Genomic DNA, 25,351 nt, shown 5'->3' with positions numbered 1-25,351 from the left:
CCGATAGCCTGCACAAACAGGTGAGCGAAAGGGAGTTGCGCGTGCGCGTACTGGGGGTGGACCCGGGACTGACCCGGTGCGGAGTGGGCGTCGTCGAGGGAGTCGCCGGACGGCCGCTCACGATGATCGGCGTCGGTGTCGTCCGCACGCCCGCCGAGGCGGACCTCGGCCACCGCCTCGTCGCCGTCGAGCAGGGCATCGAGCAGTGGCTCGACGAGCACCGCCCCGAGTTCGTCGCGGTGGAGCGCGTCTTCAGCCAGCACAACGTCCGCACGGTGATGGGCACGGCCCAGGCCAGTGCCGTCGCCATGCTCTGCGCCGCCCGTCGTGGGATCCCCGTCGCACTGCACACCCCCAGTGAGGTCAAGGCCGCCGTCACCGGCAGCGGCCGGGCCGACAAGGCCCAGGTGGGCGCCATGGTGACCCGGCTGCTCCGGCTCAGCGCACCGCCCAAGCCCGCCGACGCGGCCGACGCCCTCGCCCTCGCCATCTGCCACATCTGGCGCGCCCCCGCGCGGAACCGGCTCCAGCAGGCCGTCGCCCGGCACACCGCCACAACGCCGGCCACGGCAACGACCCCAGCACCGAAAGGCCGTACGGCATGATCGCCTTCGTCAGCGGCACAGTGGCCGCCCTCGCCCCGGACGCCGCGGTCGTCGAGGTCGGCGGCGTCGGCATGGCCGTCCAGTGCACGCCCAACACGCTCTCCACGCTCCGCGTGGGCCGGCCGGCCAAGCTCCACACGTCCCTGGTCGTGCGCGAGGACTCCCTCACCCTCTACGGCTTCGCCGACGACGACGAGCGGCAGGTCTTCGAGCTGTTGCAGACCGCGAGCGGCGTGGGACCGCGGCTCGCCCAGGCCATGCTCGCCGTGCACACCCCCGACGCCCTGCGCCGGGCCGTCTCCACCGGCGACGAGAAGGCCCTCACGGCCGTCCCCGGCATCGGCAAGAAGGGCGCCCAGAAACTGCTGCTGGAGCTGAAGGACCGGCTCGGCGCCCCGGTCGGCGCCCCCGCCGTCGGCGCCCCGGTCAGCACCGGCTGGCGCGACCAGCTGCACGCCGCCCTCATCGGCCTCGGGTACGCGACCCGCGAGGCCGACGAGGCCGTCGCCGCCGTGGCCCCGCAGGCCGAGGCCGCCGAGGGCACGCCCCAGGTCGGCCGGCTGCTGAAGGCGGCCCTCCAGACCCTCAACCGCGCCCGCTGACCCCCACCCCCCGAGGCACATCACATGAACTGGGACGACACGACCGACGCCGAGGCCACCGAGCCGCTCGCCGGGCCCGCCGAGGAGCGGCTGGTGGACTCCGTCGCCGACCGTGAGGACCAGGCCGTCGAGGCCGCCCTGCGCCCCAAGGACCTGGGCGAGTTCATCGGCCAGGAGAAGGTCCGCGAACAGCTCGACCTCGTCCTGCGCGCCGCACGCGCGCGCGGGGCCACCGCCGACCACGTGCTGCTCTCCGGCGCCCCCGGCCTCGGCAAGACCACCCTGTCGATGATCATCGCGGCCGAGATGGGCGCCCCGATCCGCATCACGTCCGGGCCCGCCATCCAGCACGCCGGCGACCTCGCCGCGATCCTCTCCTCCCTTCAGGAGGGCGAGGTCCTCTTCCTCGACGAGATCCACCGCATGTCCCGGCCCGCCGAGGAGATGCTGTACATGGCGATGGAGGACTTCCGCGTCGACGTCATCGTCGGCAAGGGCCCCGGTGCCACGGCCATCCCGCTGGAGCTGCCCCCCTTCACCCTGGTCGGCGCCACCACCCGCGCCGGCCTGCTGCCGCCCCCGCTGCGCGACCGCTTCGGCTTCACGGCGCACATGGAGTTCTACGAACCGGCCGAACTGGAGCGGGTCGTGCACCGTTCGGCGAACCTCCTGGACGTGGAGATCGACCCGGCGGGCGCAGCGGAGATCGCCGGCCGCTCCCGCGGCACCCCCCGCATCGCCAACCGCCTGCTGCGCCGCGTCCGCGACTACGCGCAGGTCAAGGCCGACGGCCGGATCACGCGGGACATCGCAGCGGCCGCCCTCGCCGTCTACGAGGTGGACGCACGCGGCCTCGACCGCCTCGACCGGGCCGTGCTGGAGGCCCTGCTCAAACTCTTCGGCGGCGGCCCCGTCGGGCTGTCCACGCTCGCTGTCGCGGTGGGGGAGGAGCGTGAGACCGTGGAAGAGGTCGCCGAACCCTTCCTCGTACGGGAGGGACTGCTCGCCCGCACCCCGCGCGGCCGGGTCGCCACCCCCGCCGCCTGGGCGCACCTCGGCCTCACCCCGCCCCGCTCCCAGACCGCCGGAAACGGACAACAGGACCTGTTCGGGGCGTGACGGCGCCGTCACCGCTCCGGGTCGGCGAGGACAGTGGCCGGAGCAGGAACCCCGGTGCCATGCTGAGCGTTGTTCCATGCGCGCGGACTCGCTTAGACTCCGCCGATGCCGCCTTTGTCGGCGGCGTACACACCCCCAACCCATCTGGCCGCTCACAGCGCGGTCGTGTGAAGGAAGTACCGACCCGTGAGTCTCCTGACCCTCCTCCCGTTCATCGTGCTCATCGGGGCCATGTTCCTGATGACCCGATCGGCCAAGAAGAAGCAGCAGCAGGCCGTGGAGATGCGGAACCAAATGCAGCCCGGCAGCGGTGTCCGCACCATCGGGGGCATGTACGCCACGGTCAAGGAGGTCAACGAGGACACCGTCCTCCTCGACGCCGGGCCGGGCGTCGAGCTCCTGTTCGCCAAGAACGCCATCGGTGCCGTCCTCACCGACGACGAGTACAACCGCATCGTCCACGGCATCGAGCACGACCTCAAGTCCGACGCCGACCTCGTCCCGGACGACGCCTCCTCCCTCACCGGGACCGGCGACTCCGTCACCGACGCCCCCGCTGACGACAAGGCCGTCGACCTCGGCAAGAAGGACACGGCCGGCGAACCGGCCGACCAGGCCCCGGCCGGGGAGGCGAAGACGGACGCGGAGCCGAAGAAGACCGACGGCGACTCCGAGGCGAAGTAGTCGTGTCCCGGGGTGCGCGGGCGGGGTCCCGTGCGCCCCGGGACACGCCATAGCTCGCACGGAATCCCGACACCATGTCATGGCCGCCCGTCCGCCGACCCGGAGCGAGGCGGCCCGAGAGGGAGTACGAGAAGGTGGCCACACCTAAAAAGGGCCGGAGCGCGAGCGCCCAGAGCAAGCCGGGGCGCTCGCTGGCCCTGATCCTGATCGCCATCGCGGCGCTCACCGGTGGAATGTTCGCCTCGGGGCACACGACCCCGCGCCTCGGCATCGACCTGGCCGGCGGCACGAGCATCACGCTCCGCGCGGTCCCCGAGGCGGGCAACGAGTCGGCGATCAACAAGACCAACATGGACACCGCAGTCTCCATCATGGAGCGCCGTGTCAATGGTCTGGGCGTCTCCGAGTCCGAGGTCCAGACGCAGGGCCGGGAAAACATCATCGTCAACATTCCCAAGGGCACCAACTCGGAGCAGGCCCGCAAGCAGGTCGGCACCACCGCCAAGCTCTACTTCCGCCCGGTCCTCGCCACCGAAGTCTCCGGCGGCGGCACGGTCCCGTCGCCGAGCCCCACCGGCAGTCCTTCGGGCAGCCCCTCGGGCCAGCCGTCCGGCAAGGCCAGCGACAAGCCGGAGGCCACCGACAAGGGATCCGGATCCCCGTCCGCCTCTCCCACCACGCAGGGCCGTGCGGTCACGGACGCGCTCAAGGCCGACGCCACGCCGTCCGCGAGCGCCTCGGACAAGGCGACGTCCAGCCCCTCCCCGTCCGCGAGCGGAGGCACCGCCGAAGCGGCCGCGGGCAAGCTCCAGGAGCAGTACGCCAAGCTCGACTGCACCGACGAGAAGACCCGCTCCACCGTCGGTGACACCGCCAAGGCCTCCGACCCGACGCTGGCCTGCGGCCAGAACGCGCAGGGCCAGTGGCAGAAGTACATCCTCGGCCCGGCCGAGGTCGACGGCACGGACGTGGACAAGGCCCAGGCCGTCCTGAACACCCAGACCGGTGCGGGCTGGACCGTCACGATGGACTTCACGGACGGCGGCGCCAAGAAGTTCGCGGACATCACCGGCAAGCTGGCGCAGAACCAGTCGCCGCAGAACCAGTTCGCGATCGTCCTCGACGGTGACGTGGTCTCCGACCCGTACGTCCGCCAGGCACTGACCGGCGGCAACGCCGAGATCTCCGGCAACTTCAACCAGCAGTCGGCCCAGGAACTGGCCAACATGCTGACGTACGGCGCGCTGCCGCTGACCTTCAAGGTCGACAGCATGACCACCGTGACCGCCGCGCTGGGCGGTGACCAGCTGCAGGCCGGCCTGATCGCCGGCGCCATCGGTCTCGCGCTGGTCGTCATCTACCTGCTGGCCTACTATCGCGGCCTGTCCTTCATCGCGATCCTCTCGCTGCTGGTCTCGGCCGCCCTGACCTACACGATCATGTCGCTGCTCGGCCCGACCATCGGCTTCGCGCTGAACCTCCCGGCCGTCTGCGGCGCCATCGTCGCCATCGGCATCACGGCGGACTCGTTCATCGTGTACTTCGAACGCGTCCGTGACGAGATCCGCGAGGGCCGCTCCCTGCGCCCCGCCGTCGAGCGGGCCTGGCCGCGCGCCCGGCGCACCATCCTGGTCTCCGACTTCGTGTCGTTCCTCGCCGCCGCGGTGCTCTTCATCGTCACCGTCGGCAAGGTCCAGGGCTTCGCGTTCACGCTCGGCCTGACCACCCTGCTCGACGTGGTCGTGGTGTTTCTGTTCACCAAGCCGCTGCTGACGCTGATGGCCCGCCGCCCGTTCTTCGCAGGCGGCCACAAGTGGTCCGGCCTCGACCCGAAGAGCCTGGGTGCCCAGCCGCCGCTGCGCCGCACCCGCCGCCCCGCCGCCCCCGTCGACCCCAAGGAGGCCTGAGATGTCGAAACTCGGCAACCTCGGCGCCCGACTGCACCGTGGCGAGGTCGGCTACGACTTCGTCAAGAACCGCAAGATCTGGTACGGCCTGTCCATCCTGATCACCATCACGGCCATCGTCGGCCTGGCGGTCCGCGGCCTGAACATGGGCATCGAGTTCCAGGGCGGCGCCGTCTTCAACACCCCGAAGAACACCGCCGCTTCGGTGACCCAGGCCGAGAGTTACGCGGAAGAGGCCTCCGGCCACGACGCGATCGTCCAGAAGCTCGGCGACGGCAGCCTGCGCATCCAGGTCGCCGGCATCGACACCGGCGCCGCGAACAAGATCAAGAACACCCTCGCCGACGACCTCAAGATCGACCCGGAGCAGATCAACGCCGAACTGGTCGGCCCCAGCTGGGGTGAGCAGATCGCCAACAAGGCCTGGCAGGGCCTCGGCATCTTCCTGGTCCTCGTGGTGCTCTATCTGGCGATCGCTTTCGAGTGGAGAATGGCGGTCGCGGCGTTCGTCGCCCTGATCCACGACATCACGATCACGGTCGGCATCTACGCCCTGGTCGGCTTCGAGGTCACACCGGGCACGGTGATCGGCCTGCTGACCATCCTCGGCTACTCGCTCTACGACACGGTCGTGGTCTTCGACAGCCTCAAGGAACAGACGAAGGACCTCACCAAGCAGACCCGCTGGACCTACAGCGACGTCGCCAACCGGTCGATCAACAGCACCCTGGTCCGCTCCGTCAACACCACGGTCGTCGCACTGCTGCCGGTGGCGGGCCTGCTGTTCATCGGTGGCGGTGTGCTCGGCGCCGGCATGCTGAACGACATCTCGCTGTCCCTGTTCGTCGGCCTCGCCGCCGGTGCGTACTCCTCGATCTTCATCGCCACGCCGCTCGTCGCCGACCTCAAGGAGCGCGAGCCGCAGATGAAGGCCCTGAGGAAGCGCGTCCTGGCCAAGCGCGCCCAGGCCGCCGCCAAGGGCGAGACCGAGGTCCACGACGACGAGCCGTACGCCGGTGAGCCCGAGGACGACGCCGCTCCCGCGGTCGTCGGCCCGCGCAACCAGCCCGCGTCGCGCGGTCGCGGCCGCGGCCGTCCCTCCGGGAAGCGCCGATGACGGACATCAGGGAGCTGCTGCTCAGCCGCATCAGGGACGTGGCCGACTACCCGGAGCCGGGCGTGATGTTCAAGGACATCACCCCGCTCCTGGCGGACCCGGCGGCGTTCACGGCCCTCACCGACGCGCTCGCCGAGATCGCCCAGCGCACCGGTGCCACCAAGGTCGTCGGCCTGGAGGCCCGCGGCTTCATCCTCGGCGCACCGGTCGCCGTCCGCGCCGGACTCGGCTTCATCCCCGTGCGCAAGGCGGGCAAGCTCCCCGGAGCCACCCTCGCCCAGGCCTACGACCTGGAGTACGGCTCGGCGGAGATCGAGGTGCACGCCGAGGACCTCAGCGCCGACGACCGCGTCCTGGTCGTCGACGACGTCCTGGCCACCGGCGGCACCGCCGAGGCCTCGGTCCAGCTCATCCGCCGGGCCGGCGCCGAGGTCGCGGGTCTCGCCGTGCTGATGGAGCTCGGCTTCCTCGGCGGCCGCGCCCGCCTGGAACCGGCCCTCGCCGGCGCCCCGCTCGAAGCGCTGCTCACGGTCTAGGAACGCTGACGCACAGCGGCGTACACCGGCAGGACATCGCGGAGGCGGGCCCGGAGGAATCCGGAGCCCGCCTCTTGTGTTTCCCGGGTAGACGGCACTCACAGTGGCCTGAAGGCGATCCTGAGGCCCAGGATGGCTACCATGGGGTCTCCGGAGCCTGACCGGGGGACCCGGATCGCGCACGAGGAGCCCTCTTGCCAGACGAGGCCCAGCACCTGACCGCCGCCAAGCCCGAGTCCGCCTCGGCAGCCGCGGCGAAGCCCGCGCCGAACGCGCCCCACGCGAAGAACGACACCCGCGGGCCGGTCGAGCACGCCCAGTCGGCCCCGGTCGACAAGCCCGCCGAGCAGGCGCGCCCCAAGCCCGCCCCGCCGGTGCGGCAGGCTTCCGGTCAGCCGGCCCGCAGTGGCTCCTCCAACCGCGTCCGTGCCCGCCTGGCCCGCCTCGGCGTACAGCGCGCGAACCCGTACAACCCGGTGCTGGAGCCGCTGCTGCGGATAGTGCGCAGCAACGACCCCAAGATCGAGACCGCCACGCTCCGCCAGATCGAGCGCGCCTACCAGGTCGCCGAGCGCTGGCACCGCGGCCAGAAGCGCAAGAGCGGCGACCCGTACATCACGCACCCCCTCGCCGTCACGACCATCCTCGCCGAACTGGGCATGGATCCGGCCACGCTGATGGCGGGCCTGCTGCACGACACGGTCGAGGACACCGAGTACGGCCTGGAGGACCTGCGCCGCGATTTTGGCGACGTCGTCACCCTGCTCGTCGACGGCGTCACCAAGCTCGACAAGGTCAAGTTCGGCGAGGCCGCGCAGGCCGAGACCGTGCGCAAGATGGTCGTCGCCATGGCCAAAGACCCCCGCGTCCTGGTCATCAAGCTCGCCGACCGCCTGCACAACATGCGCACCATGCGCTACCTCAAGCGCGAGAAGCAGGAGAAGAAGGCGCGCGAGACCCTGGAGATCTACGCGCCGCTCGCCCACCGCCTGGGCATGAACACCATCAAGTGGGAGCTGGAGGACCTCGCCTTCGCGATCCTCTACCCCAAGATGTACGACGAGATCGTCCGGCTGGTGGCCGAGCGCGCGCCCAAGCGCGACGAGTACCTGGCCATCGTCACCGACGAGGTCCAGCAGGACCTGCGGGCGGCCCGCATCAAGGCGACCGTCACCGGCCGTCCGAAGCACTACTACAGCGTCTACCAGAAGATGATCGTCCGCGGCCGTGACTTCGCGGAGATCTACGACCTGGTGGGCATCCGCGTCCTCGTGGACACCGTCCGCGACTGCTACGCGGCCCTCGGCACGGTGCACGCGCGATGGAACCCGGTCCCCGGCCGGTTCAAGGACTACATCGCGATGCCCAAGTTCAACATGTACCAGTCGCTGCACACCACGGTCATCGGCCCCGGCGGCAAGCCCGTCGAGCTGCAGATCCGCACGTTCGACATGCACCGCCGCGCCGAGTACGGCATCGCCGCGCACTGGAAGTACAAGCAGGAGGCCGTCGCCGGCGCCTCCAAGGTGCGCACGGACGCGCCCAAGTCGTCCGGCAAGGACAAGGACGCCATCAACGACATGGCGTGGCTGCGGCAGCTGCTGGACTGGCAGAAGGAGACCGAGGACCCGGGCGAGTTCCTGGAGTCCCTGCGCTTCGACCTGTCCCGCAACGAGGTCTTCGTCTTCACCCCCAAGGGCGACGTCATAGCGCTCCCCGCGGGCGCCACCCCCGTGGACTTCGCGTACGCCGTGCACACCGAGGTCGGCCACCGCACGATAGGCGCCCGCGTCAACGGCCGTCTGGTCCCGCTGGAGTCCACCCTCGACAACGGCGACCTCGTGGAGGTCTTCACCTCCAAGGCACCCGGCGCCGGGCCCTCCCGCGACTGGCTCGGCTTCGTCAAGTCACCGCGCGCCCGCAACAAGATCCGCGCCTGGTTCTCCAAGGAACGCCGCGACGAGGCGATCGAGCAGGGCAAGGACGCCATCGTCCGCGCCATGCGCAAGCAGAACCTGCCGATCCAGCGCATCCTGACCGGCGACTCCCTGGTGACCCTCGCGCACGAGATGCGCTACGCCGACATCTCCGCGCTGTACGCGGCGATCGGCGAGGGCCATGTCTCCGCGCAGAACATCGTGCAGAAGCTGGTGCAGGCCCTCGGCGGCGAGGAGGCGGCCACCGAGGAGATCGACGAGTCGGTCCCGCCGGCCCGCGGCCGCAGCCGCAAGCGCCGCTCCAGCGCCGACCCGGGCGTCGTCGTCAAGGGCGTCGACGACGTGTGGGTCAAGCTGGCCCGCTGCTGCACGCCCGTGCCAGGCGACCCGATCATCGGCTTCGTCACCCGCGGCAGCGGCGTATCGGTGCACCGCAGCGACTGCGTGAACGTGGACTCGCTGTCCCGGGAGCCCGAGCGCATCCTCGACGTCGAGTGGGCGCCCACGCAGTCCTCGGTCTTCCTGGTCGCCATCCAGGTCGAAGCCCTGGACCGCTCCCGGCTCCTGTCGGACGTCACACGCGTGCTGTCCGACCAGCACGTGAACATCCTCTCCGCGGCCGTCCAGACCTCCCGCGACCGCGTCGCCACCTCCCGCTTCACCTTCGAGATGGGCGACCCCAAGCACCTCGGCCACGTGCTGAAGGCGGTCAGGGGCGTGGAGGGCGTCTACGACGTCTACCGGGTGACGTCGGCGCGCAACAGGACGTAACCCGCCGTAGCGGCCAAGCGAAAGGGGCTCCCGTACGGCGAGTACGGGAGCCCCTTCTCGGCCGGCTGTCAGCCGCCGAACTCCTGCAGGCCCTTCAGCGCCTGGTCCAGCAGTGCCTGGCGGCCCTCCAGCTCACGCTGCAGCTTGTCGGCCCGGGCGTTGTTGCCCTGCGCGCGGGCCTGCTCGATCTGGCCCCGCAGCTTGTCCACCGCGGCCTGGAGCTGACCGGTCAGACCCTCCGCACGCGCCCGTGCCTCCGGGTTGGTGCGGCGCCACTCGGCCTCCTCGGCCTCCTGGATGGCCCGCTCGACGGCGTGCATCCGGCCCTCGACCTTCGGCCGGGCGTCCCGCGGCACGTGGCCGATGGCCTCCCAGCGCTCGTTCACGTTCCGGAACGCGGCGCGGGCCGCCTTCAGGTCCGTGATCGGCAGGAGCTTCTCGGCCTCCTCGGCCAGCTCCTCCTTGAGCTTGAGGTTTTCCGTCTGCTCGGCGTCCCGCTCGGCGAAGACCGAGCTGCGCGCCGCGAAGAACACGTCCTGGGCGCCGCGGAAGCGGTTCCACAGGTCGTCCTCGTGCTCGCGCTGGGCGCGGCCCGCGGCCTTCCACTCGGCCATCAGCTCGCGGTAACGCGCCGCCGTGACACCCCAGTCCGTCGAGTTCGACAGCGCCTCGGCCTCCGCGACCAGCCGCTCCTTGGTCTTGCGGGCCTCCTCGCGCTGCGCGTCCAGCTGCGCGAAGTGCTGCTTGCGCCGCTTGGAGAACGCCGACCGCGCGTGCGAGAACCGGTGCCACAGCTCGTCGTCGGACTTGCGGTCCAGCCGCGGCAGACCCTTCCAGGTGTCCACCAGGGCGCGCAGCCGCTCGCCCGCCGCCCGCCACTGGTCGGACTGCGACAGCTCCTCCGCCTCGGCGACCAGCGCCTCCTTGGCGTGCCGGGCCTCGTCGGACTGCTTGGCGCGCTGTGCCTTGCGCTCCTCGCGGCGCGCCTCCACCAGCTCCACGAGCTTGTCCAGCCGGACCCGCAGGGCGTCCAGGTCGCCCACCGCGTGATGCGCGTCGACCTGTTCGCGAATGTGGTCGATGGCGGCCTGGGCGTCCTTCGCCGACAGGTCGGTGGTCTTCACTCGCTTCTCGAGGAGGCCGATCTCGACAACCAGGCCCTCGTACTTGCGCTCGAAATAGGCCAGCGCCTCATCGGGTGAGCCTGCCTGCCACGAACCGACGACCTGCTCGCCGTCGGCCGTACGCACGTACACGGTCCCCGTCTCGTCGACGCGGCCCCACGGGTCGCTGCTCACAGCGCCTCCTCCACATGATGCCTGCGAGGGGCTTTCGAGCTCCCCCGGGCATCGTCCACAGTTTCGTCACGGCCAACATAGGCGACCGGCGGGGGGCCTGTCCGCATCCCGCGCGACCGAAATTACGCAGTTGGGGGTCAGGATTCGCCGACCGTCGCCTTGTTGATCACGACCGTCGCGTTGGGCGCCGTGTTGCCCGTCTGAGGGTCGGGAGCCTGCGCTCCGGCCTTGGCGATCTTCTGCAGCACCTTCATGCCCGCCTCGGACACCGTACCGAACGGTGTGTAGTCGGGCGGCAGCTGGCTGTCCTGGTAGACCAGGAAGAACTGGCTGCCACCGCTGTCGCGGCCCTGCTTCGTCTGGGCGTTGTACTGGTTCGCCATCGCGACCGTGCCCGCCGGGTACACCCCGCCCTTGAGGCTCTTGTCCTTCAGGTTCTCGTCCGGGATCGTGTAGCCCGGACCGCCCATGCCGGTGCCCTGCGGGTCACCGCACTGCAGGACGTAGATGCCCTGGTCGGTGAGGCGGTGGCACTTGCTGTGGTCGAAGTACCCCTTGTCGGCGAGGAACTTGAACGAGTTGACGGTGTGCGGGGCCGCCGACGCCTTCAGCGCGATGTCTATCTCGCCGCAGGTCGTGTCCAGCTTCATCGTGTACTTCGCCGACTCGTCGATGGTCATGGCCGGTTCCTTCTTCCAGGTCTCCGACTTGACCTTGCCCGGGGCGGGCTTCTCGCACGGGTCCGGCGCCTTGCTGGCGGAGGCGCTCGGGCTGACCTCCGCGTTCGCGTTCTCCTTCGTGCCGTCGTCCTCGAACGGCTTGGTCAGGAAGACCGTCACGGAGAGCACCACGACCACACCGAGGACCGAGGCGATCACGGAGTTGCGGATACGGGCCTTGCGCCGTGCGTCAGTGCGCCGCTGCTGCTGCCGCAGGTACTTCTCCCGGGCGAGCTGACGCCGCCGCTGTTCCTGGCTGACCACCGGGTTCTCTCCTATGCGTCTGATACGTCGACCGGTACGCGTGGGGCCTGTGCGCCGACCGCCCGCGTGTGCCCCGTACCGTATATGGGTTCGCTGTGGAATCGGCAGCGCCGGTAGGCTCTGACGACAGCCGCAGCCGCCCGTATCGACACAACGAAGGACGATCGTGCTCATTGCCGGGTTCCCCGCCGGGGCCTGGGGGACGAATTGCTACCTCGTCGCCCCCGCCGCCGGTGAGGAGTGCGTGATCATCGACCCCGGCCACCAGGCCGCCGACGGCGTCGCGGAGGCGATCGCCAAGCACCGGCTCAAGCCCGTCGCCGTCGTCCTTACCCACGGCCACCTCGACCACGTCGCCTCGGTCGTCCCGGTGTGCGGCGCGCACGACGTGCCGGCCTGGATCCACCCCGACGACCGGTACATGATGAGCGACCCGGAGAAGGCGCTGGGACGCTCGATCGGCATGCCGTTGCTGGGCGAGCTGACCATCGGCGAACCGGACGACGTCAAGGAGCTGACCGATGGTGCCGCGCTCCACCTGGCGGGTCTCGAACTCACCGTCTCGCACGCGCCGGGCCATACCAAGGGGTCGGTGACCTTCGGCCTGCCCGAGGCGGCGGACATCCCGCCGATCCTGTTCTCGGGCGACCTGCTGTTCGCCGGCTCCATCGGACGCACCGACCTGCCCGGCGGTGACATGGCCGAGATCCTCGACTCGCTGGCCCGCGTGTGCCTGCCGCTCGACGACTCGACCGTGGTGCTGTCCGGCCACGGCCCCCAGACGACCATCGGCCAGGAGCGCGCCACCAACCCGTACCTGCGGCAGGTGGCGGCGGACCGCCAAGGACACGGCGCCGCCGAGGCTCCCCGACGAGGAATGTGACGAGACCTTCCGTGAGCACCTTCAAGGCCCCCAAGGGCACGTACGACCTGATCCCGCCGGACTCCGCGAAGTACCTGGCGGTCCGCGAGGCGATCGCCGCCCCGCTGCGCAACTCCGGCTACGGCTACATCGAGACGCCCGGCTTCGAGAACGTCGAACTGTTCGCACGCGGGGTCGGCGAGTCCACCGACATCGTGACCAAGGAGATGTACGCCTTCGAGACCAAGGGCGGCGACCGGCTCGCCCTGCGTCCCGAAGGCACGGCCTCGGTGCTGCGCGCCGCGCTGGAGGCCAACCTGCACAAGGCGGGCAACCTCCCGGTCAAGCTCTGGTACTCCGGCTCGTACTACCGCTACGAGCGCCCCCAGAAGGGCCGCTACCGCCACTTCTCGCAGGTCGGTGCCGAGGCCATCGGCGCGGAGGACCCAGCGCTCGACGCCGAGCTGATCATCCTGGCCGACCAGGCCTACCGCTCGCTCGGCCTGAGCGACTTCCGGATCCTGCTCAACAGCCTGGGCGACAAGGAGTGCCGCCCGGTGTACCGGACGGCGCTGCAGGAGTTCCTGCGCGGCCTGGACCTGGACGAGGACACCCTGCGCCGCGCGGACATCAACCCGCTGCGCGTCCTGGACGACAAGCGCCCTGAGGTCCAGAAGCAGCTGGCCGACGCCCCCCTGCTGCGCGACTACCTGTGCGACGCGTGCAAGGCGTACCACGAGGAGGTCCGTGAGCTGATCACGGCGGCGGGCATCTCCTTCGAGGACGATCCGAAGCTGGTGCGCGGCCTGGACTACTACACCCGCACGACGTTCGAGTTCGTCCACGACGGACTCGGCTCCCAGTCCGCGGTGGGCGGCGGGGGCCGTTACGACGGCCTCTCCGAGATGATCGGCGGCCCCGCGCTGCCGTCCGTCGGCTGGGCCCTCGGCGTCGACCGCACGGTCCTCGCCCTGGAGGCGGAGGGCATCGAGCTCGAACTGCCCCCCACGACCAGTGTGTTCGCCGTCCCGCTCGGCGAGGAGGCGCGCCGGATCCTGTTCGGCAAGGTCACCGAGCTGCGCAAGAACGGCATCGCGACCGACTTCTCCTACGGCGGCAAGGGCCTCAAGGGCGCGATGAAGAACGCCAACCGCAGCGGGGCCCGCTACACGATCGTCGCCGGTGAGCGCGACCTCGCCGAGGGCGTCGTCCAGCTCAAGGACATGGAGTCGGGCGAGCAGACGGCGGTGGGCGTGAACGAGATCGTGGCGGAACTCGAAGCCCGGCTGGGCTGATCCGCACGGAAGGGCGCCGGGTCCCCGGCGCCCTTCCTGTTGCTCGGACACCCCGGGTCCCGACGGACCGGCGAAGCGAACCAGCCAGATCCTGCCGACCGTACGAAACCCCCGTCGGCACAGCGCCGCGTCGCACGTTCTCGCGGACCGTCAACTCCGTGAGTGCCGATTCGCCCTGCCGCGCGATTTCCGCTCCGGGGGCGCCACGCGCGCGTGCCGGAGACCGGGTCCGCCCACCGATGCCGCCGGCGCCGGGCACGTCCCCGCAGCTTCCGGGCCCGGACGGCGCAGAGGTACCCGCATCCCGCCCCGCGACGAGCGGCGGCCGGAACGCAACCCCCGGCGGCGGCCGTGGGGACCTCCTTATGTCCACTGAACGGTGGAGACACAGGTCGGTGCGGCACAATGGCCCTGCCCGGAGAAGTTCAGGTCTCAAGTGACGGAATCGGCGTGATGAGCAAGACGACAGTCAAGGACGTCTCCACGGAGCCCGAGCCGGAGCGTGCCGAGATCGCGCCCCGCGCGGAGGGCGGCAGCCGGGCCCTCGCCCTGCTGCTCGTGATCACCGGCGCGGCCGGACTGCTCGCCGCCTGGGTCATCACCCTCGACAAGTTCAAGCTCCTGGAAGCCAAGGTCGAGGGCAAGACGTTCACCCCGGGCTGCAGCCTCAACCCGGTCGTCTCCTGCGGCAGCGTCATGGAGAGCAAGCAGGCCGCCGTCTTCGGCTTCCCGAACCCGATGCTCGGCTTGGTCGCCTACGGCATCGTCGTCTGCGTCGGCGTCAGCCTGCTCGCCCGCGCCCGCTACCCGCGCTGGTACTGGCTCACCTTCAACGCCGGCTGCCTGTTCGGCGTGGCCTTCTGCGCCTGGCTGATGTTCCAGTCCCTGTACCGGATCAACGCCCTGTGCCTGTGGTGCTGCCTCGCCTGGGTCGCGACGATCATCATGTTCTGGTACGTCACGTCGTTCAACATCCGCAAGGGCTTCCTGCCCGCCCCGGGCTGGCTCAAGGGCTTCTTCGGCGAGTTCACCTGGGTCATGCCCGTGCTGCACATCGGCATCATCGGCATGCTGATCCTGACCCGCTGGTGGGACTTCTGGACCAGCTGACCCGGGCGCTGCGGGCCCCGGCCGGATTGTCAGTGCGGTGATTTAGGGTTTCTCACGTGGAGCCCGACCTGTTCACCGCCGCAGCCGAAGAACGCCAGGAGAAGGAGCCGTCCAGCAGCCCCCTGGCCGTGCGGATGCGCCCGCGCACCCTCGACGAGGTGGTGGGCCAGCAGCACCTGCTGAAGCCCGGCTCGCCCCTGCGCAGACTGGTCGGTGAGGCCGCCTCCGGCCCGGCCGGCCCCTCCTCGGTGATCCTCTGGGGCCCGCCCGGCACCGGCAAGACCACCCTGGCTTACGTCGTCTCCAAGGCGACCGACGCCCGCTTCGTGGAGCTGTCCGCGATCACCGCCGGCGTCAAGGAGGTCCGCGCGGTCATCGACGGCGCCCGCCGCGCCTCCGGCGGCTACGGCAAGGAGACCGTCCTCTTCCTCGACGAGATCCACCGCTTCAGCAAGGCCCAGCAGGACTCCCTGCTCCCGGCCGTCGAGAACCGCTGGGTGACGCTCATCGCGGCGACGACGGAGAACCCGTACTTCTCGATCATCTCCCCGCTGCTGTCCCGCTCCCTGCTCCTCACCCTCGAACCGCTCACGGACGACGACATCAGGAGCCTCCTGCGCCGCGCCCTCACCGACGAGCGCGGCCTCAAGGGCGCCGTCGCCCTCCCCGAGGAGACCGAGAGCCACCTCCTGCGCATCGCCGGCGGCGACGCCCGCCGTGCCCTCACCGCCCTGGAGGCGGCCGCCGGAGCCGCCCTCGACAAGGGTGAGGCGGAGATCGGCCTGACCACCCTGGAGGAGACGGTCGACCGGGCCGCCGTGAAGTACGACCGCGACGGCGACCAGCACTACGACGTGGCCAGCGCCCTGATCAAGTCCATCCGCGGCTCCGACGTCGACGCCGCCCTGCACTACCTGGCGCGGATGATCGAGGCCGGCGAGGACCCCCGCTTCATCGCCCGGCGCCTGATGATCTCCGCCAGCGAGGACATCGGCCTCGCGGACCCGACCGCCCTGCAGACGGCGGTCGCCGCCGCCCAGGCCGTCGCCATGATCGGCTTCCCCGAGGCGGCCCTCACCCTCAGCCACGCCACGATCGCGCTCGCCCTGGCCCCGAAGTCCAATGCGGCGACCACCGCGATCGGCGCCGCCCTGGAGGACGTGCGCAAGGGCCTGGCCGGACCGGTCCCCGCCCACCTGCGCGACAGCCACTACAAGGGCGCCACCAAGCTCGGCCACGGCCAGGGTTACGTCTACCCGCACGACCTGCCCGAGGGCATCGCCGCCCAGCAGTACGCCCCGGACGCCCTCAAGGACCGCGAGTACTACGAGCCGACCCGGCACGGCGCGGAGGCCCGTTACGCGGACGCGGTCGAGTGGACCAGGAAGAACCTCGGTCGAAAGCGGTCCTGAAAACCCTGTAAACTCGTCCGGAGTGCCGCGTCCCGCGCAGTCAGAACGGGACAGCCGGCCGGAGCCGGTCCTCCGGGATCTGCTCCAGGAGCGTCGCGCACCGTCGAAGGTGTCGCGGGCAGCCCACCACCCCTCGTCCAGCGGACGGGACCGGTCGGTGGGCCACTCGCGTGCTGCACGTATGTGCCCAGACCAGGGGAGCGGCTGCCCACCGAGGTCCGTCAGGACCGAGGCGGGTTTCCCCGGCTGCGGATGCGACCTCCCACAACCCTGACAAGCCGAATCAAGGAAATGAGAAGCAGTGGCGAACCAGTCCCGCCCCAAGGTCAAGAAGTCGCGTGCCCTCGGCATCGCGCTGACCCCGAAGGCCGTCAAGTACTTCGAGGCCCGTCCCTACCCGCCGGGTGAGCACGGCCGCGGCCGCAAGCAGAACTCGGACTACAAGGTCCGTCTGCTGGAGAAGCAGCGTCTGCGCGCGCAGTACGACGTGTCCGAGCGCCAGCTCGTCCGCGCCTACGAGCGTGCCTCCAAGGTCCAGGGCAAGACCGGTGAGGCCCTGATCATCGAGCTGGAGCGCCGTCTCGACGCCCTGGTCCTGCGTTCGGGCATCGCCCGCACGATCTACCAGGCCCGCCAGATGGTCGTCCACGGCCACATCCAGGTCAACGGCAAGAAGGTCGACAAGCCCTCCTTCCGTGTCCGCCCGGACGACGTCGTGCAGGTCCGCGACCGCTCCAAGGAGAAGACCCTCTTCACGATCGCCCGTGAGGGTGGCTTCGCCCCCGACGGTGAGACCCCGCGCTACCTCCAGGTGAACCTCAAGGCCCTGGCGTTCCGCCTGGACCGCGAGCCGAACCGCAAGGAGATCCCGGTGATCTGCGACGAGCAGCTCGTCGTCGAGTACTACGCCCGCTGATCCCCGGCAGGCACGCGGTACTTCAGCCCGCCGTCTCCCCGCCCCCGTGGCGGGCGAGGCGGCGGGCTTTCGCGATTGTCCCGTCGCCGGGCGGATATCCGGTACGGAGCGCCACCCCCGGCGCGATAGGCTCGTCGCACGACTTTTTCGATGTTCAGGCACGTTTCAGGGAGCGGGTGCACACAGTGTCCGGTGGAGAGGTTGCCGGGATTCTGGTGGCCGTCTTCTGGGCGATTCTGGTCTCCTTCCTCGCCGTCGCCCTGGCGAGGCTGGCCCAGACGCTCAAGGCGACCACCAAACTCGTCGCGGATGTGACCGACCAGGCCGTCCCGCTCCTGGCAGAGGCCTCCACGGCGGTGCGCTCCGCGCAGACCCAGATCGACCGGGTCGACGCGATCGCCTCCGACGTCCAGGAGGTCACCTCGAACGCCTCCGCGCTGTCGACCACCGTCGCCTCCACCTTCGGCGGCCCGCTGGTCAAGGTCGCCGCCTTCGGCTACGGCGTGCGCCGGGCCCTCGGCGGCCGCAAGGAGGACGTGCCCGCCAACGCGTCCAGGCGTACCGTGATCGTGGGCCGTACGGTCTCTCGGCGCAGCGCCCGAGGGAAGAGGGACTGAGAGCCAGCGATGTTCCGCCGTACCTTCTGGTTCACCACGGGCGTCGCAGCCGGTGTGTGGGCCACCACCAAGGTCAACCGCAAGCTGAAGCAGCTGACCCCCGAAAGCCTCGCCAAGGCCGCCGGAAACAAGGCGATCGAGGCCGGTCACCGCCTCAAGGACCGCGCCGTGGGCTTCGCGCTCGACGTCCGCGCCAACATGGCCGTCCGCGAGGCCGAGCTGGGTGAGGCCCTCGGGATCAACCAGAATCCCGAACTCCCCGGCCCCCGGCGGTTCGCCGCCATCGAGAACCGCAACGACCCGAAGTACGTCGAGGGTTCGACGTACGAGACGTACACGTACAACCGGAATGAGGACCACTGATGGAGTCGGCCGAGATTCGCCGCCGTTGGCTGAGCTTCTTCGAGGAGCGCGGGCACACCGTCGTCCCTTCGGCGTCGCTCATCGCGGACGACCCGACTCTGCTCCTCGTCCCCGCCGGCATGGTGCCCTTCAAGCCGTACTTCCTCGGTGAGGTCAAGCCCCCCTTCGACCGCGCCACGAGCGTGCAGAAGTGCGTGCGCACGCCGGACATCGAAGAGGTCGGCAAGACCACCCGGCACGGCACGTTCTTCCAGATGTGCGGCAACTTCTCCTTCGGCGACTACTTCAAGGAAGGCGCCATCAAGCTCGCCTGGGAGCTGCTCACCGGCCCCCAGGACAAGGGCGGTTACGGCCTCGACCCCGAGCGTCTGTGGATCACCGTCTACAAGGACGACGACGAGGCCGAGCGGATCTGGCACGAGGTCGTCGGCGTGCCGAAGGAGCGCATCCAGCGCCTCGGCATGAAGGACAACTACTGGTCCATGGGCGTCCCCGGCCCCTGCGGCCCCTGCTCCGAGATCAACTACGACCGCGGCCCCGAGTTCGGCGCCGAGGGCGGTCCCGCCGTCAACGACGAGCGGTACGTGGAGATCTGGAACCTGGTCTTCATGCAGTACGAGCGGGGCGAGGGCACCGGCAAGGACAACTTCGAGATCCTCGGCGAACTGCCCAGCAAGAACATCGACACCGGCCTCGGCCTCGAACGGCTCGCCATGATTCTGCAGGGCGTGCAGAACATGTACGAGATCGACACCTCGATGGCGGTCATCAAGAAGGCCACCGAGCTGACCGGTGTCGCCTACGGCGACGCCCACGCCTCGGACGTCTCCCTGCGCGTGGTCACCGACCACATGCGCACGGCCACCATGCTCATCGGCGACGGTGTCACTCCCGGCAACGAGGGCCGCGGTTACGTGCTGCGCCGCATCATGCGCCGCGCCATCCGCAACATGCGCCTGCTCGGCGCCACCGGTCCGGTCGTCAAGGACCTGGTCGACGTCGTCATCGGCATGATGGGGCAGCAGTACCCGGAACTCATCACCGACCGCGAGCGCATCGAGAAGGTCGCCCTCGCCGAGGAGAACGCCTTCCTCAAGACGCTGAAGGCCGGCACCAACATCCTCGACACCGCCGTCACCGAGACCAAGCAGGCCGGCTCCACCGTCCTGCCCGGCGACAAGGCCTTCCTGCTCCACGACACCTGGGGCTTCCCGATCGACCTCACCCTGGAGATGGCCGCCGAGCAGGGGCTGTCCGTGGACGAGGAGGGCTTCCGCCGCCTGATGAAGGAGCAGCGGGAGCGCGCCAAGGCCGACGCCCAGGCCAAGAAGACCGGCCACGCCGACATGGGCGCCTACCGCGAGATCGCCGACCGTGCCGGTGCCACCGATTTCATCGGCTACACCGACACCGAGGGCGAGTCGACGATCGTCGGCATCCTCGTCGACGGCGTCTCGTCCCCGGCCGCCACCGAGGGCGACGAGGTCGAGATCGTCCTCGACCGCACCCCGTTCTACGCCGAGGGCGGCGGCCAGATCGGTGACACCGGCCGGATCAAGGCCGACTCCGGTGCGGTCATCGAGGTCCGCGACTGCCAGAAGCCGGTCCCGGGTGTCTACGTCCACAAGGGCGTCGTGCAGGTCGGTGAGGTCACGGTCGGTGCCAAGGCCCACGCCTCGATCGACAGCCGCCGCCGCAAGGCCATCGCCCGTGCCCACTCGGCCACGCACCTGACCCACCAGGCCCTGCGTGACGCCCTCGGCCCGACGGCCGCCCAGGCCGGTTCCGAGAACCAGCCCGGCCGCTTCCGCTTCGACTTCGGTTCCCCGTCGGCCGTTCCGACGGCCGTGATGACCGACGTCGAGCAGAAGATCAACGAGGTGCTCGCCCGCGACCTGGACGTGCAGGCCGAGGTCATGGGCATCGACGAGGCCCGCAAGCAGGGCGCCATCGCCGAGTTCGGCGAGAAGTACGGCGAGCGCGTGCGCGTGGTCACCATCGGCGACTTCTCCAAGGAGCTGTGCGGCGGCACGCACGTGCACAACACCGCCCAGCTGGGCCTGGTGAAGCTGCTCGGCGAGTCCTCCATCGGCTCCGGAGTGCGCCGTATCGAGGCCCTGGTGGGCGTGGACGCCTACAACTTCCTCGCCCGGGAGCACACGGTCGTCGCCCAGCTCCAGGAGCTGATCAAGGGCCGCCCGGAGGAGCTTCCGGAGAAGGTCTCCGCCATGCTCGGCAAGCTGAAGGACGCCGAGAAGGAGATCGAGAAGTTCCGCGCCGAGAAGGTCCTCCAGGCCGCCGCCGGTCTCGCCGAGTCCGCCAAGGACGTCCGTGGCGTTGCCGTCGTGACCGGTCAGGTCCCGGACGGCACCACCGCCGACGACCTGCGCAAGCTGGTCCTCGACGTACGCGGACGCATCCAGGGCGGCCGGGCCGCCGTGGTCGCCCTGTTCACGGTGGCGAACGGCAAGCCGCTGACGGTCATCGCCACCAACGAGGCCGCCCGCGAGCGCGGCCTGAAGGCCGGCGACCTGGTCCGCACGGCCGCCAAGACCCTCGGTGGCGGCGGTGGCGGCAAGCCGGACGTCGCCCAGGGCGGCGGCCAGAACCCGGCCGCCATCGGTGACGCCGTGGACGCCGTCGAGCGCCTCGTCGCCGAGACGGCCAAGTAGGAGACGGTAGAGAACATGCGCAGAGGACGTCGCCTCGCGATCGACGTCGGGGACGCCCGCATCGGGGTCGCCTCGTGCGACCCCGACGGGATCCTCGCCACCCCGGTCGAGACGGTCCCGGGGCGTGACGTCCCCGCAGCTCAGCGGCGGTTGAAGCAACTCGTCGAGGAGTACGAGCCGATCGAGGTCGTGGCCGGCCTGCCGCGCTCCCTCAAGGGGGGCGAGGGGCCGGCCGCTATCAAGGTCCGCGGTTTCGTCCAGGAACTGGCGCGCATGATCGCCCCGGTTCCGGTGAGGCTCCTGGACGAACGCATGACGACGGTGACGGCCACTCAGGGGCTGCGCGCCTCGGGCGTGAAGTCCAAGAAGGGCCGGTCCGTCATCGACCAGGCAGCGGCCGTGGTGATCCTGCAACAGGCGCTTGAATCCGAACGGGTGTCAGGTAAAGCACCCGGCGAAGAGGTCGAAGTGGTCATCTGATCGCGATACGGTAACGTTCCGCGCGATGCGGCGGCATTCGAACAGCCCCCGCACAGCAAGAGGCGGAACGGGAGCCGAGCCGGAAGCCGCGTGACCGCCGCCTCGCGGCTCTAGGGGATCGATGACTGAGTATGGCCGGGGCCAAGGCTCCGAACCGTGGCATCCGGATGACCCGTTGTACGGGGACGGCGGATGGGATGGACAGCAGGCCCAGCAGGGTCAGCAGTCCCCTTACGGCGGCCAGCCGCAGCACTACCCGCAGCAGCAGCCGCAGTACGGCGACTGGGGCACCGGTGAGCAGGCCGGATACGGCCAGGCGCAGCAGCAGTACCCCTACGACCAGCAGCAGTACGCGGCACACCCCCAGGGCCATCAGCAGCACCCCGGTCAGCAGGACCCCGGCCACCCGCAGGACCAGGGATATCACCAGCAGCAGTACGGCGACGGCGGTTGGTCCGACGACCCCCACCAGCAGCACGTCTCCTATCCCGGTGACCCCTCGGACTCCTACGGACAGCAGGCCGGGGCGTACGACGCGGGCCGGCAGGACCACTACGGCACGCCCGACGCCTACCCGCCCCCCGAGCCGCCCGGGCACCGGCAGGGCGAGCCCGAGCCGGAGACGGACTGGGACCCCGGCCCCGACCAGGGGGAACACGCGTTCTTCGCGGGGGGTGACGACGAGGACGACGAGCCGGGGGACCGCCGCGGACGCGGCGACCAGCGCGGTCGCGGCGGCAAGCCGAAGAAGCGGCGCAACGGCATGGCCTGCCTGGTGGTCGTCCTGGTCCTCGGCGGCGGCCTGGCGGGCGTGAGCTACGTCGGCTACCAGTTCTATCAGGATCGTTTCGGCGACGCCCCGGACTTCGCGGGGGACGGCAACGGGCAGACGGTGACCGTCGAGATCCCCAAGGGCGCGGGCGGTTACACGATCGGCCAGGTCCTGAAGTCCGCCGGGGTCGTCAAGAGCGTCGACGCCTTCGTCTCGGCCCAGTCCGAGAACCCCGACGGCAAGACCATCCAGGACGGCGTCTACACGCTGCAGAAGCAGATGTCGGCCGCGAGTGCGGTCGAACTGATGCTCAGTCCCAGGAGCCGTGACAACCTGATCATCGCCGAGGGCAAGCGCAACGCCGACATCTACCGGCTCATCGACCAGCGACTGAAGGTCAAGGCAGGCACCACGGCCGCGGTCGCCAAGAAGGACTACAAGAAGCTCGGACTGCCCGCCTGGGCGCAGAACCACCCGGACGTCAAGGACCCGCTGGAAGGGTTCCTCTACCCCTCCAGCTACGGCGTGAAGGAGGGGCAGAAGCCCGAGGCCGTACTGAAGCAGATGGTCGAGCGGGCTGCCCAGAACTACCAGAAGATCGGTGTGGAGGAGAAGGCCGAGGGTCTCGGCCTCGACGGCCCGTGGCAGCTGATCACGGTGGCGAGCCTGGTCCAGGCCGAGGGCAAGACCCACGACGACTTCCGGAAGATGGCCGAGGTGGTCTACAACCGCCTCAAGCCCACCAACACGGAGACCTACCAGTTGCTCCAGTTCGACTCGACCTTCAACTACCTGAAGAACGAGAGCAACATCCACATCAGCGAATCCGAGATCAACAGCAACAAGGACCCGTACAACACGTACACCAACAAGGGTCTGCCGCCGGGGCCGATCGGCAACCCGGGGGACGTCGCGCTGCAGGCGGCCCTGAAGCCGACGAAGGACGGATGGATCTACTTCGTGGCGACCGACGGTGTGAGCAAGACCGAGTTCGCGAAGACGCACGCGCAGTTCCTGAAGTTGAAGGAAAAGTTCGATGCCAGCTCCGGTAACTGACATCCGCCGTGCCGCGGTGCTCGGCAGCCCCGTCGCCCACTCCCTCTCTCCGGTACTGCACCGCGCGGCGTACGCCGAGCTGGGGCTGACCGGCTGGTCGTACGACCGCTTCGAGGTCGACGAAGCGACGCTGCCCGGGTTCGTGGACAAGCTCGGGCCCGAGTGGGCCGGGTTGTCGCTCACCATGCCGCTGAAGAGGGCCGTCATTCCGCTGCTGGACGAGGTCAGCGAGACGGCGGCCTCCGTGGAGGCGGTCAACACCGTCGTGTTCACCGAGGGCGGGCGGCGCGTCGGAGACAACACGGACATCCCCGGTATCGTCGCCGCGCTGCGCGAACGCGGCATCGGACAGACCGAATCCGCCGCCATCCTCGGGGCCGGTGCCACGGCCTCCTCCGCGCTGGCCGCACTCGCCAGGATCTGCACCGGCGAGATCGTCGTCCATGTGCGCAGTGAGACCCGGGCGGCCGAGATGCGTGAGTGGGGCAAGCGGCTGGACGTCGACGTGCGGATCGCCGACTGGTCGGACGCCGAGCAGGCGCTGACTGCCCCTCTGGTGATCGCCACGACGCCCGCGGGAGCCACGGACGCGCTGGCCTCCGCCGTCCCCGAGCGGCCGGCCACGCTCTTCGACGTGCTCTACGACCCGTGGCCGACCGCACTGGCCGCGCGCTGGTCGGCTCATGGGGGTGCGGTGGTCAGCGGACTCGACCTCCTGGTTCACCAAGCCGTTCTCCAGGTGGAACGGATGACGGGCATTTCACCGGCTCCCCTGACGGCGATGCGAACAGCCGGAGAACGTGCTCTCTCAGCCGGGTGAAACACCGCGACCGCCTGTTTTCGGTCAACGCGCCGAATGTGGAAATACCTAGTTGATCACTCCCTCTCCTGGTCGCTAGCTTGTGGCCGCAGAGTAAATCACGGGAGGGGAATGAAAATGCGCAGGCATCTCACGTCGATCGCGCTGGCCGTCGGTCTGGCGGGAGCGATGGGCCTCGCCTCGGCGACGCCCGCTGTGGCTGCGGCCTCGACGCCTGAAGCGGCATGCGGCTCCGGGTACCAGGTTCTCGAATCCCGCACGGTGGGATTCGACAAAAGCACCAGGAAGCCCGCAGCCCGGGTCTCACTGCTGTACAACGCGTCGAGCGGCTACAACTGCGTGGTGACCATGCACATCAATGGTTATGTCGGAGTCAGCGCCCTGACGGAGGCGGGAATTCTGGTCGAGGGTGGCAGCTGGAAGCGGGACAAGGCCGACTACAGCTATTACGCGGGCCCCGTCTATGTCCAGGCCTCCAATAAGTGCGTGAAGTACACCGGCGGCATCGAGTACGTGGACAACGGTGTTTTCTGGGACAGCTACACGAGCGGGTTCGGCCACTGCGGCTGACGCTCTCGTGAGACGCCCGCGGCACCCTCCGCTCCGTGAGGGTGTCGCGCACGTCCCCGCTCGGCCCGATCCCTGTCCGTCACGCGGACCGATTCCGGTCCGCCCGCCTCGACGTGGGAGGATCGGAAGCGGCGGACCGGGGCCGCGCACCCGGTCGGGCCGTCGCCGTACGCGAGGACGTGCGTACGCAGGGCAGTACCAGGGCGCGAGCACTGAGGAGCACCGTTGAGCAGGTTGCGCTGGCTGACCGCGGGTGAGTCCCACGGTCCCGCACTCGTGGCGACGCTGGAGGGCCTTCCCGCCGGCGTGCCGATCACCACGGACATGGTGGCGGACCATCTCGCGAGGCGGCGGCTGGGCTATGGCCGCGGTGCCCGGATGAAGTTCGAGCGCGACGAGGTCACCTTCCTGGGCGGGGTGCGGCACGGTCGCACGCTGGGTTCGCCGGTGGCGATCATGGTGGGCAACACCGAGTGGCCCAAGTGGGAGCAGGTCATGGCGGCCGACCCGGTCGACCCGGAAATCCTTCGAGGTCTGGCCCGCAACGCCCCGCTGACCCGCCCGCGCCCGGGCCACGCCGATCTCGCGGGTATGCAGAAGTACGGCTTCGACGAGGCCCGCCCGATCCTGGAGCGCGCCTCGGCCCGCGAGACCGCCGCCCGGGTGGCGCTCGGCGCGGTGGCCCGTTCCTACCTGAAGGAGACCACCGGCGTCGAGATCGTCTCCCATGTGGTGGAGCTGGCCTCGGCCAGGGCGCCGAAGGGTGTGTACCCGGCGCCGGGTGATGTGGAGCGGCTGGACGCTGACCCGGTGCGCTGTCTGGACGCGGACGCCTCGAAGGCGATGG

The 25,351-nt window shown here is 69.9% G+C and carries 23 protein-coding genes; 21 read left to right on the top strand and 2 right to left on the bottom strand.

Annotation, left to right across the window (positions count from 1 at the left end; genetic code table 11):
- Positions 1–41 precede the first annotated feature (41 nt).
- From ruvC to relA, 8 genes are all read left to right on the top strand, one after another.
- A complete protein-coding gene (gene ruvC / locus ABTZ58_RS25545; RefSeq protein ID WP_351361041.1) occupies positions 42–605 on the top strand; it encodes a crossover junction endodeoxyribonuclease RuvC in 564 nt (187 codons plus the stop codon).
- Positions 602–1,207, top strand: coding sequence for a Holliday junction branch migration protein RuvA (gene ruvA, locus ABTZ58_RS25540; RefSeq protein ID WP_309096582.1), 606 nt, complete (start codon positions 602–604; stop codon positions 1,205–1,207). Before ruvC ends, ruvA begins: the two co-directional genes overlap by 4 nt.
- Before the next feature lie 24 nt (positions 1,208–1,231).
- Positions 1,232–2,326 (top strand): Holliday junction branch migration DNA helicase RuvB, encoded by a 1,095-nt coding sequence (ruvB, locus tag ABTZ58_RS25535; protein WP_351361038.1) that lies wholly within the window; start codon positions 1,232–1,234, stop codon positions 2,324–2,326.
- Positions 2,327–2,512: 186 nt separating this feature from the next.
- Positions 2,513–3,010, top strand: coding sequence for a preprotein translocase subunit YajC (yajC, locus tag ABTZ58_RS25530; protein ID WP_351361036.1), 498 nt, complete (start codon positions 2,513–2,515; stop codon positions 3,008–3,010).
- A 134-nt stretch (positions 3,011–3,144) separates the two neighbouring features.
- Positions 3,145–4,917 (top strand): protein translocase subunit SecD, encoded by a 1,773-nt coding sequence (gene secD / locus ABTZ58_RS25525; RefSeq protein WP_351361033.1) that lies wholly within the window; start codon positions 3,145–3,147, stop codon positions 4,915–4,917.
- 1 nt (position 4,918) lies between these two features.
- A complete protein-coding gene (secF, locus tag ABTZ58_RS25520) occupies positions 4,919–6,034 on the top strand; it encodes a protein translocase subunit SecF (protein WP_351361030.1) in 1,116 nt (371 codons plus the stop codon).
- Entirely contained in the window at positions 6,031–6,570 is a 540-nt protein-coding gene (locus ABTZ58_RS25515) for an adenine phosphoribosyltransferase (RefSeq protein ID WP_351361027.1), read from the top strand. The genes secF and ABTZ58_RS25515 overlap by 4 nt, the downstream gene beginning before the upstream one ends.
- Before the next feature lie 194 nt (positions 6,571–6,764).
- A complete protein-coding gene (gene relA / locus ABTZ58_RS25510; RefSeq protein WP_351361024.1) occupies positions 6,765–9,278 on the top strand; it encodes a GTP pyrophosphokinase in 2,514 nt (837 codons plus the stop codon).
- A gap of 68 nt (positions 9,279–9,346) precedes the next feature.
- On the opposite strand, the gene ABTZ58_RS25505 is transcribed toward relA, so the two are convergent.
- A complete protein-coding gene (locus tag ABTZ58_RS25505) occupies positions 9,347–10,576 on the bottom strand; it encodes a DUF349 domain-containing protein (protein ID WP_351361021.1) in 1,230 nt (409 codons plus the stop codon).
- Between the two features lie 137 nt (positions 10,577–10,713).
- Complete coding sequence (locus ABTZ58_RS25500) at positions 10,714–11,559, bottom strand: peptidylprolyl isomerase (protein WP_351361018.1); 846 nt, start codon at positions 11,557–11,559, stop codon at positions 10,714–10,716.
- A 166-nt stretch (positions 11,560–11,725) separates the two neighbouring features.
- Here ABTZ58_RS25500 and ABTZ58_RS25495 point away from each other — a divergent pair, with 166 nt between their 5' ends.
- The 13 genes from ABTZ58_RS25495 to aroC form a co-directional block, all read left to right on the top strand.
- The gene (locus ABTZ58_RS25495) at positions 11,726–12,442 is read left to right on the top strand and encodes an MBL fold metallo-hydrolase (RefSeq protein WP_309096591.1); all 717 of its coding nucleotides are present in this window, start codon (positions 11,726–11,728) and stop codon (positions 12,440–12,442) included.
- Positions 12,443–12,453: 11 nt separating this feature from the next.
- Positions 12,454–13,716, top strand: coding sequence for a histidine--tRNA ligase (hisS, locus tag ABTZ58_RS25490; RefSeq protein WP_351361014.1), 1,263 nt, complete (start codon positions 12,454–12,456; stop codon positions 13,714–13,716).
- Positions 13,717–14,169: 453 nt separating this feature from the next.
- A complete protein-coding gene (locus ABTZ58_RS25485; RefSeq protein ID WP_351361011.1) occupies positions 14,170–14,826 on the top strand; it encodes a vitamin K epoxide reductase family protein in 657 nt (218 codons plus the stop codon).
- 56 nt (positions 14,827–14,882) lie between these two features.
- Complete coding sequence (locus tag ABTZ58_RS25480; RefSeq protein WP_309096594.1) at positions 14,883–16,238, top strand: replication-associated recombination protein A; 1,356 nt, start codon at positions 14,883–14,885, stop codon at positions 16,236–16,238.
- A gap of 301 nt (positions 16,239–16,539) precedes the next feature.
- Entirely contained in the window at positions 16,540–17,154 is a 615-nt protein-coding gene (gene rpsD / locus ABTZ58_RS25475; RefSeq protein WP_094057797.1) for a 30S ribosomal protein S4, read from the top strand.
- A gap of 176 nt (positions 17,155–17,330) precedes the next feature.
- Positions 17,331–17,771 (top strand): DUF948 domain-containing protein, encoded by a 441-nt coding sequence (locus ABTZ58_RS25470; protein ID WP_311684360.1) that lies wholly within the window; start codon positions 17,331–17,333, stop codon positions 17,769–17,771.
- 9 nt (positions 17,772–17,780) lie between these two features.
- Positions 17,781–18,134, top strand: a complete 354-nt coding sequence (locus ABTZ58_RS25465) for a hypothetical protein (RefSeq protein WP_351361007.1) — start codon at positions 17,781–17,783, stop codon at positions 18,132–18,134.
- Positions 18,134–20,806, top strand: a complete 2,673-nt coding sequence (alaS, locus tag ABTZ58_RS25460) for an alanine--tRNA ligase (RefSeq protein WP_351361004.1) — start codon at positions 18,134–18,136, stop codon at positions 20,804–20,806. Before ABTZ58_RS25465 ends, alaS begins: the two co-directional genes overlap by 1 nt.
- Positions 20,807–20,821: 15 nt before the next feature.
- A complete protein-coding gene (gene ruvX, locus ABTZ58_RS25455; RefSeq protein WP_351361001.1) occupies positions 20,822–21,286 on the top strand; it encodes a Holliday junction resolvase RuvX in 465 nt (154 codons plus the stop codon).
- A 121-nt stretch (positions 21,287–21,407) separates the two neighbouring features.
- Positions 21,408–23,114 carry an endolytic transglycosylase MltG gene (gene mltG / locus ABTZ58_RS25450; protein ID WP_351360998.1) on the top strand — a complete coding sequence of 569 codons (1,707 nt, stop codon included), beginning with the start codon at positions 21,408–21,410 and terminating at the stop codon, positions 23,112–23,114.
- A complete protein-coding gene (locus tag ABTZ58_RS25445; protein ID WP_351360995.1) occupies positions 23,095–23,934 on the top strand; it encodes a shikimate dehydrogenase in 840 nt (279 codons plus the stop codon). Before mltG ends, ABTZ58_RS25445 begins: the two co-directional genes overlap by 20 nt.
- Before the next feature lie 117 nt (positions 23,935–24,051).
- Complete coding sequence (locus tag ABTZ58_RS25440) at positions 24,052–24,504, top strand: acetyltransferase (protein ID WP_351360992.1); 453 nt, start codon at positions 24,052–24,054, stop codon at positions 24,502–24,504.
- A gap of 225 nt (positions 24,505–24,729) precedes the next feature.
- Positions 24,730–25,351: chorismate synthase (gene aroC, locus ABTZ58_RS25435; protein WP_351360989.1), on the top strand; the 622-nt coding region annotated here is incomplete at its 3' end.

This window comes from Streptomyces sp. NPDC094143, from assembly GCF_040303825.1.
Classification (GTDB): Bacteria; Actinomycetota; Actinomycetes; order Streptomycetales; family Streptomycetaceae; genus Streptomyces.
The sequence above is the reverse complement of the archived record's forward strand: the minus strand, read 5'-3'. Positions and strand labels throughout refer to the sequence as shown.

Coding starts and splice junctions, on each gene's coding strand:
- ABTZ58_RS25445 (WP_351360995.1), top strand. CDS start 23,095: ATGCCAGCTCCGGTAACTGACATCCGCCGTGCCGCGGTGCTCGGCAGC.
- mltG (WP_351360998.1), top strand. CDS start 21,408: ATGACTGAGTATGGCCGGGGCCAAGGCTCCGAACCGTGGCATCCGGAT.
- ABTZ58_RS25440 (WP_351360992.1), top strand. CDS start 24,052: ATGCGCAGGCATCTCACGTCGATCGCGCTGGCCGTCGGTCTGGCGGGA.
- secF (WP_351361030.1), top strand. CDS start 4,919: ATGTCGAAACTCGGCAACCTCGGCGCCCGACTGCACCGTGGCGAGGTC.
- ruvB (WP_351361038.1), top strand. CDS start 1,232: ATGAACTGGGACGACACGACCGACGCCGAGGCCACCGAGCCGCTCGCC.
- ruvA (WP_309096582.1), top strand. CDS start 602: ATGATCGCCTTCGTCAGCGGCACAGTGGCCGCCCTCGCCCCGGACGCC.
- ruvX (WP_351361001.1), top strand. CDS start 20,822: ATGCGCAGAGGACGTCGCCTCGCGATCGACGTCGGGGACGCCCGCATC.
- ABTZ58_RS25485 (WP_351361011.1), top strand. CDS start 14,170: ATGAGCAAGACGACAGTCAAGGACGTCTCCACGGAGCCCGAGCCGGAG.
- ABTZ58_RS25515 (WP_351361027.1), top strand. CDS start 6,031: ATGACGGACATCAGGGAGCTGCTGCTCAGCCGCATCAGGGACGTGGCC.
- ABTZ58_RS25465 (WP_351361007.1), top strand. CDS start 17,781: ATGTTCCGCCGTACCTTCTGGTTCACCACGGGCGTCGCAGCCGGTGTG.
- alaS (WP_351361004.1), top strand. CDS start 18,134: ATGGAGTCGGCCGAGATTCGCCGCCGTTGGCTGAGCTTCTTCGAGGAG.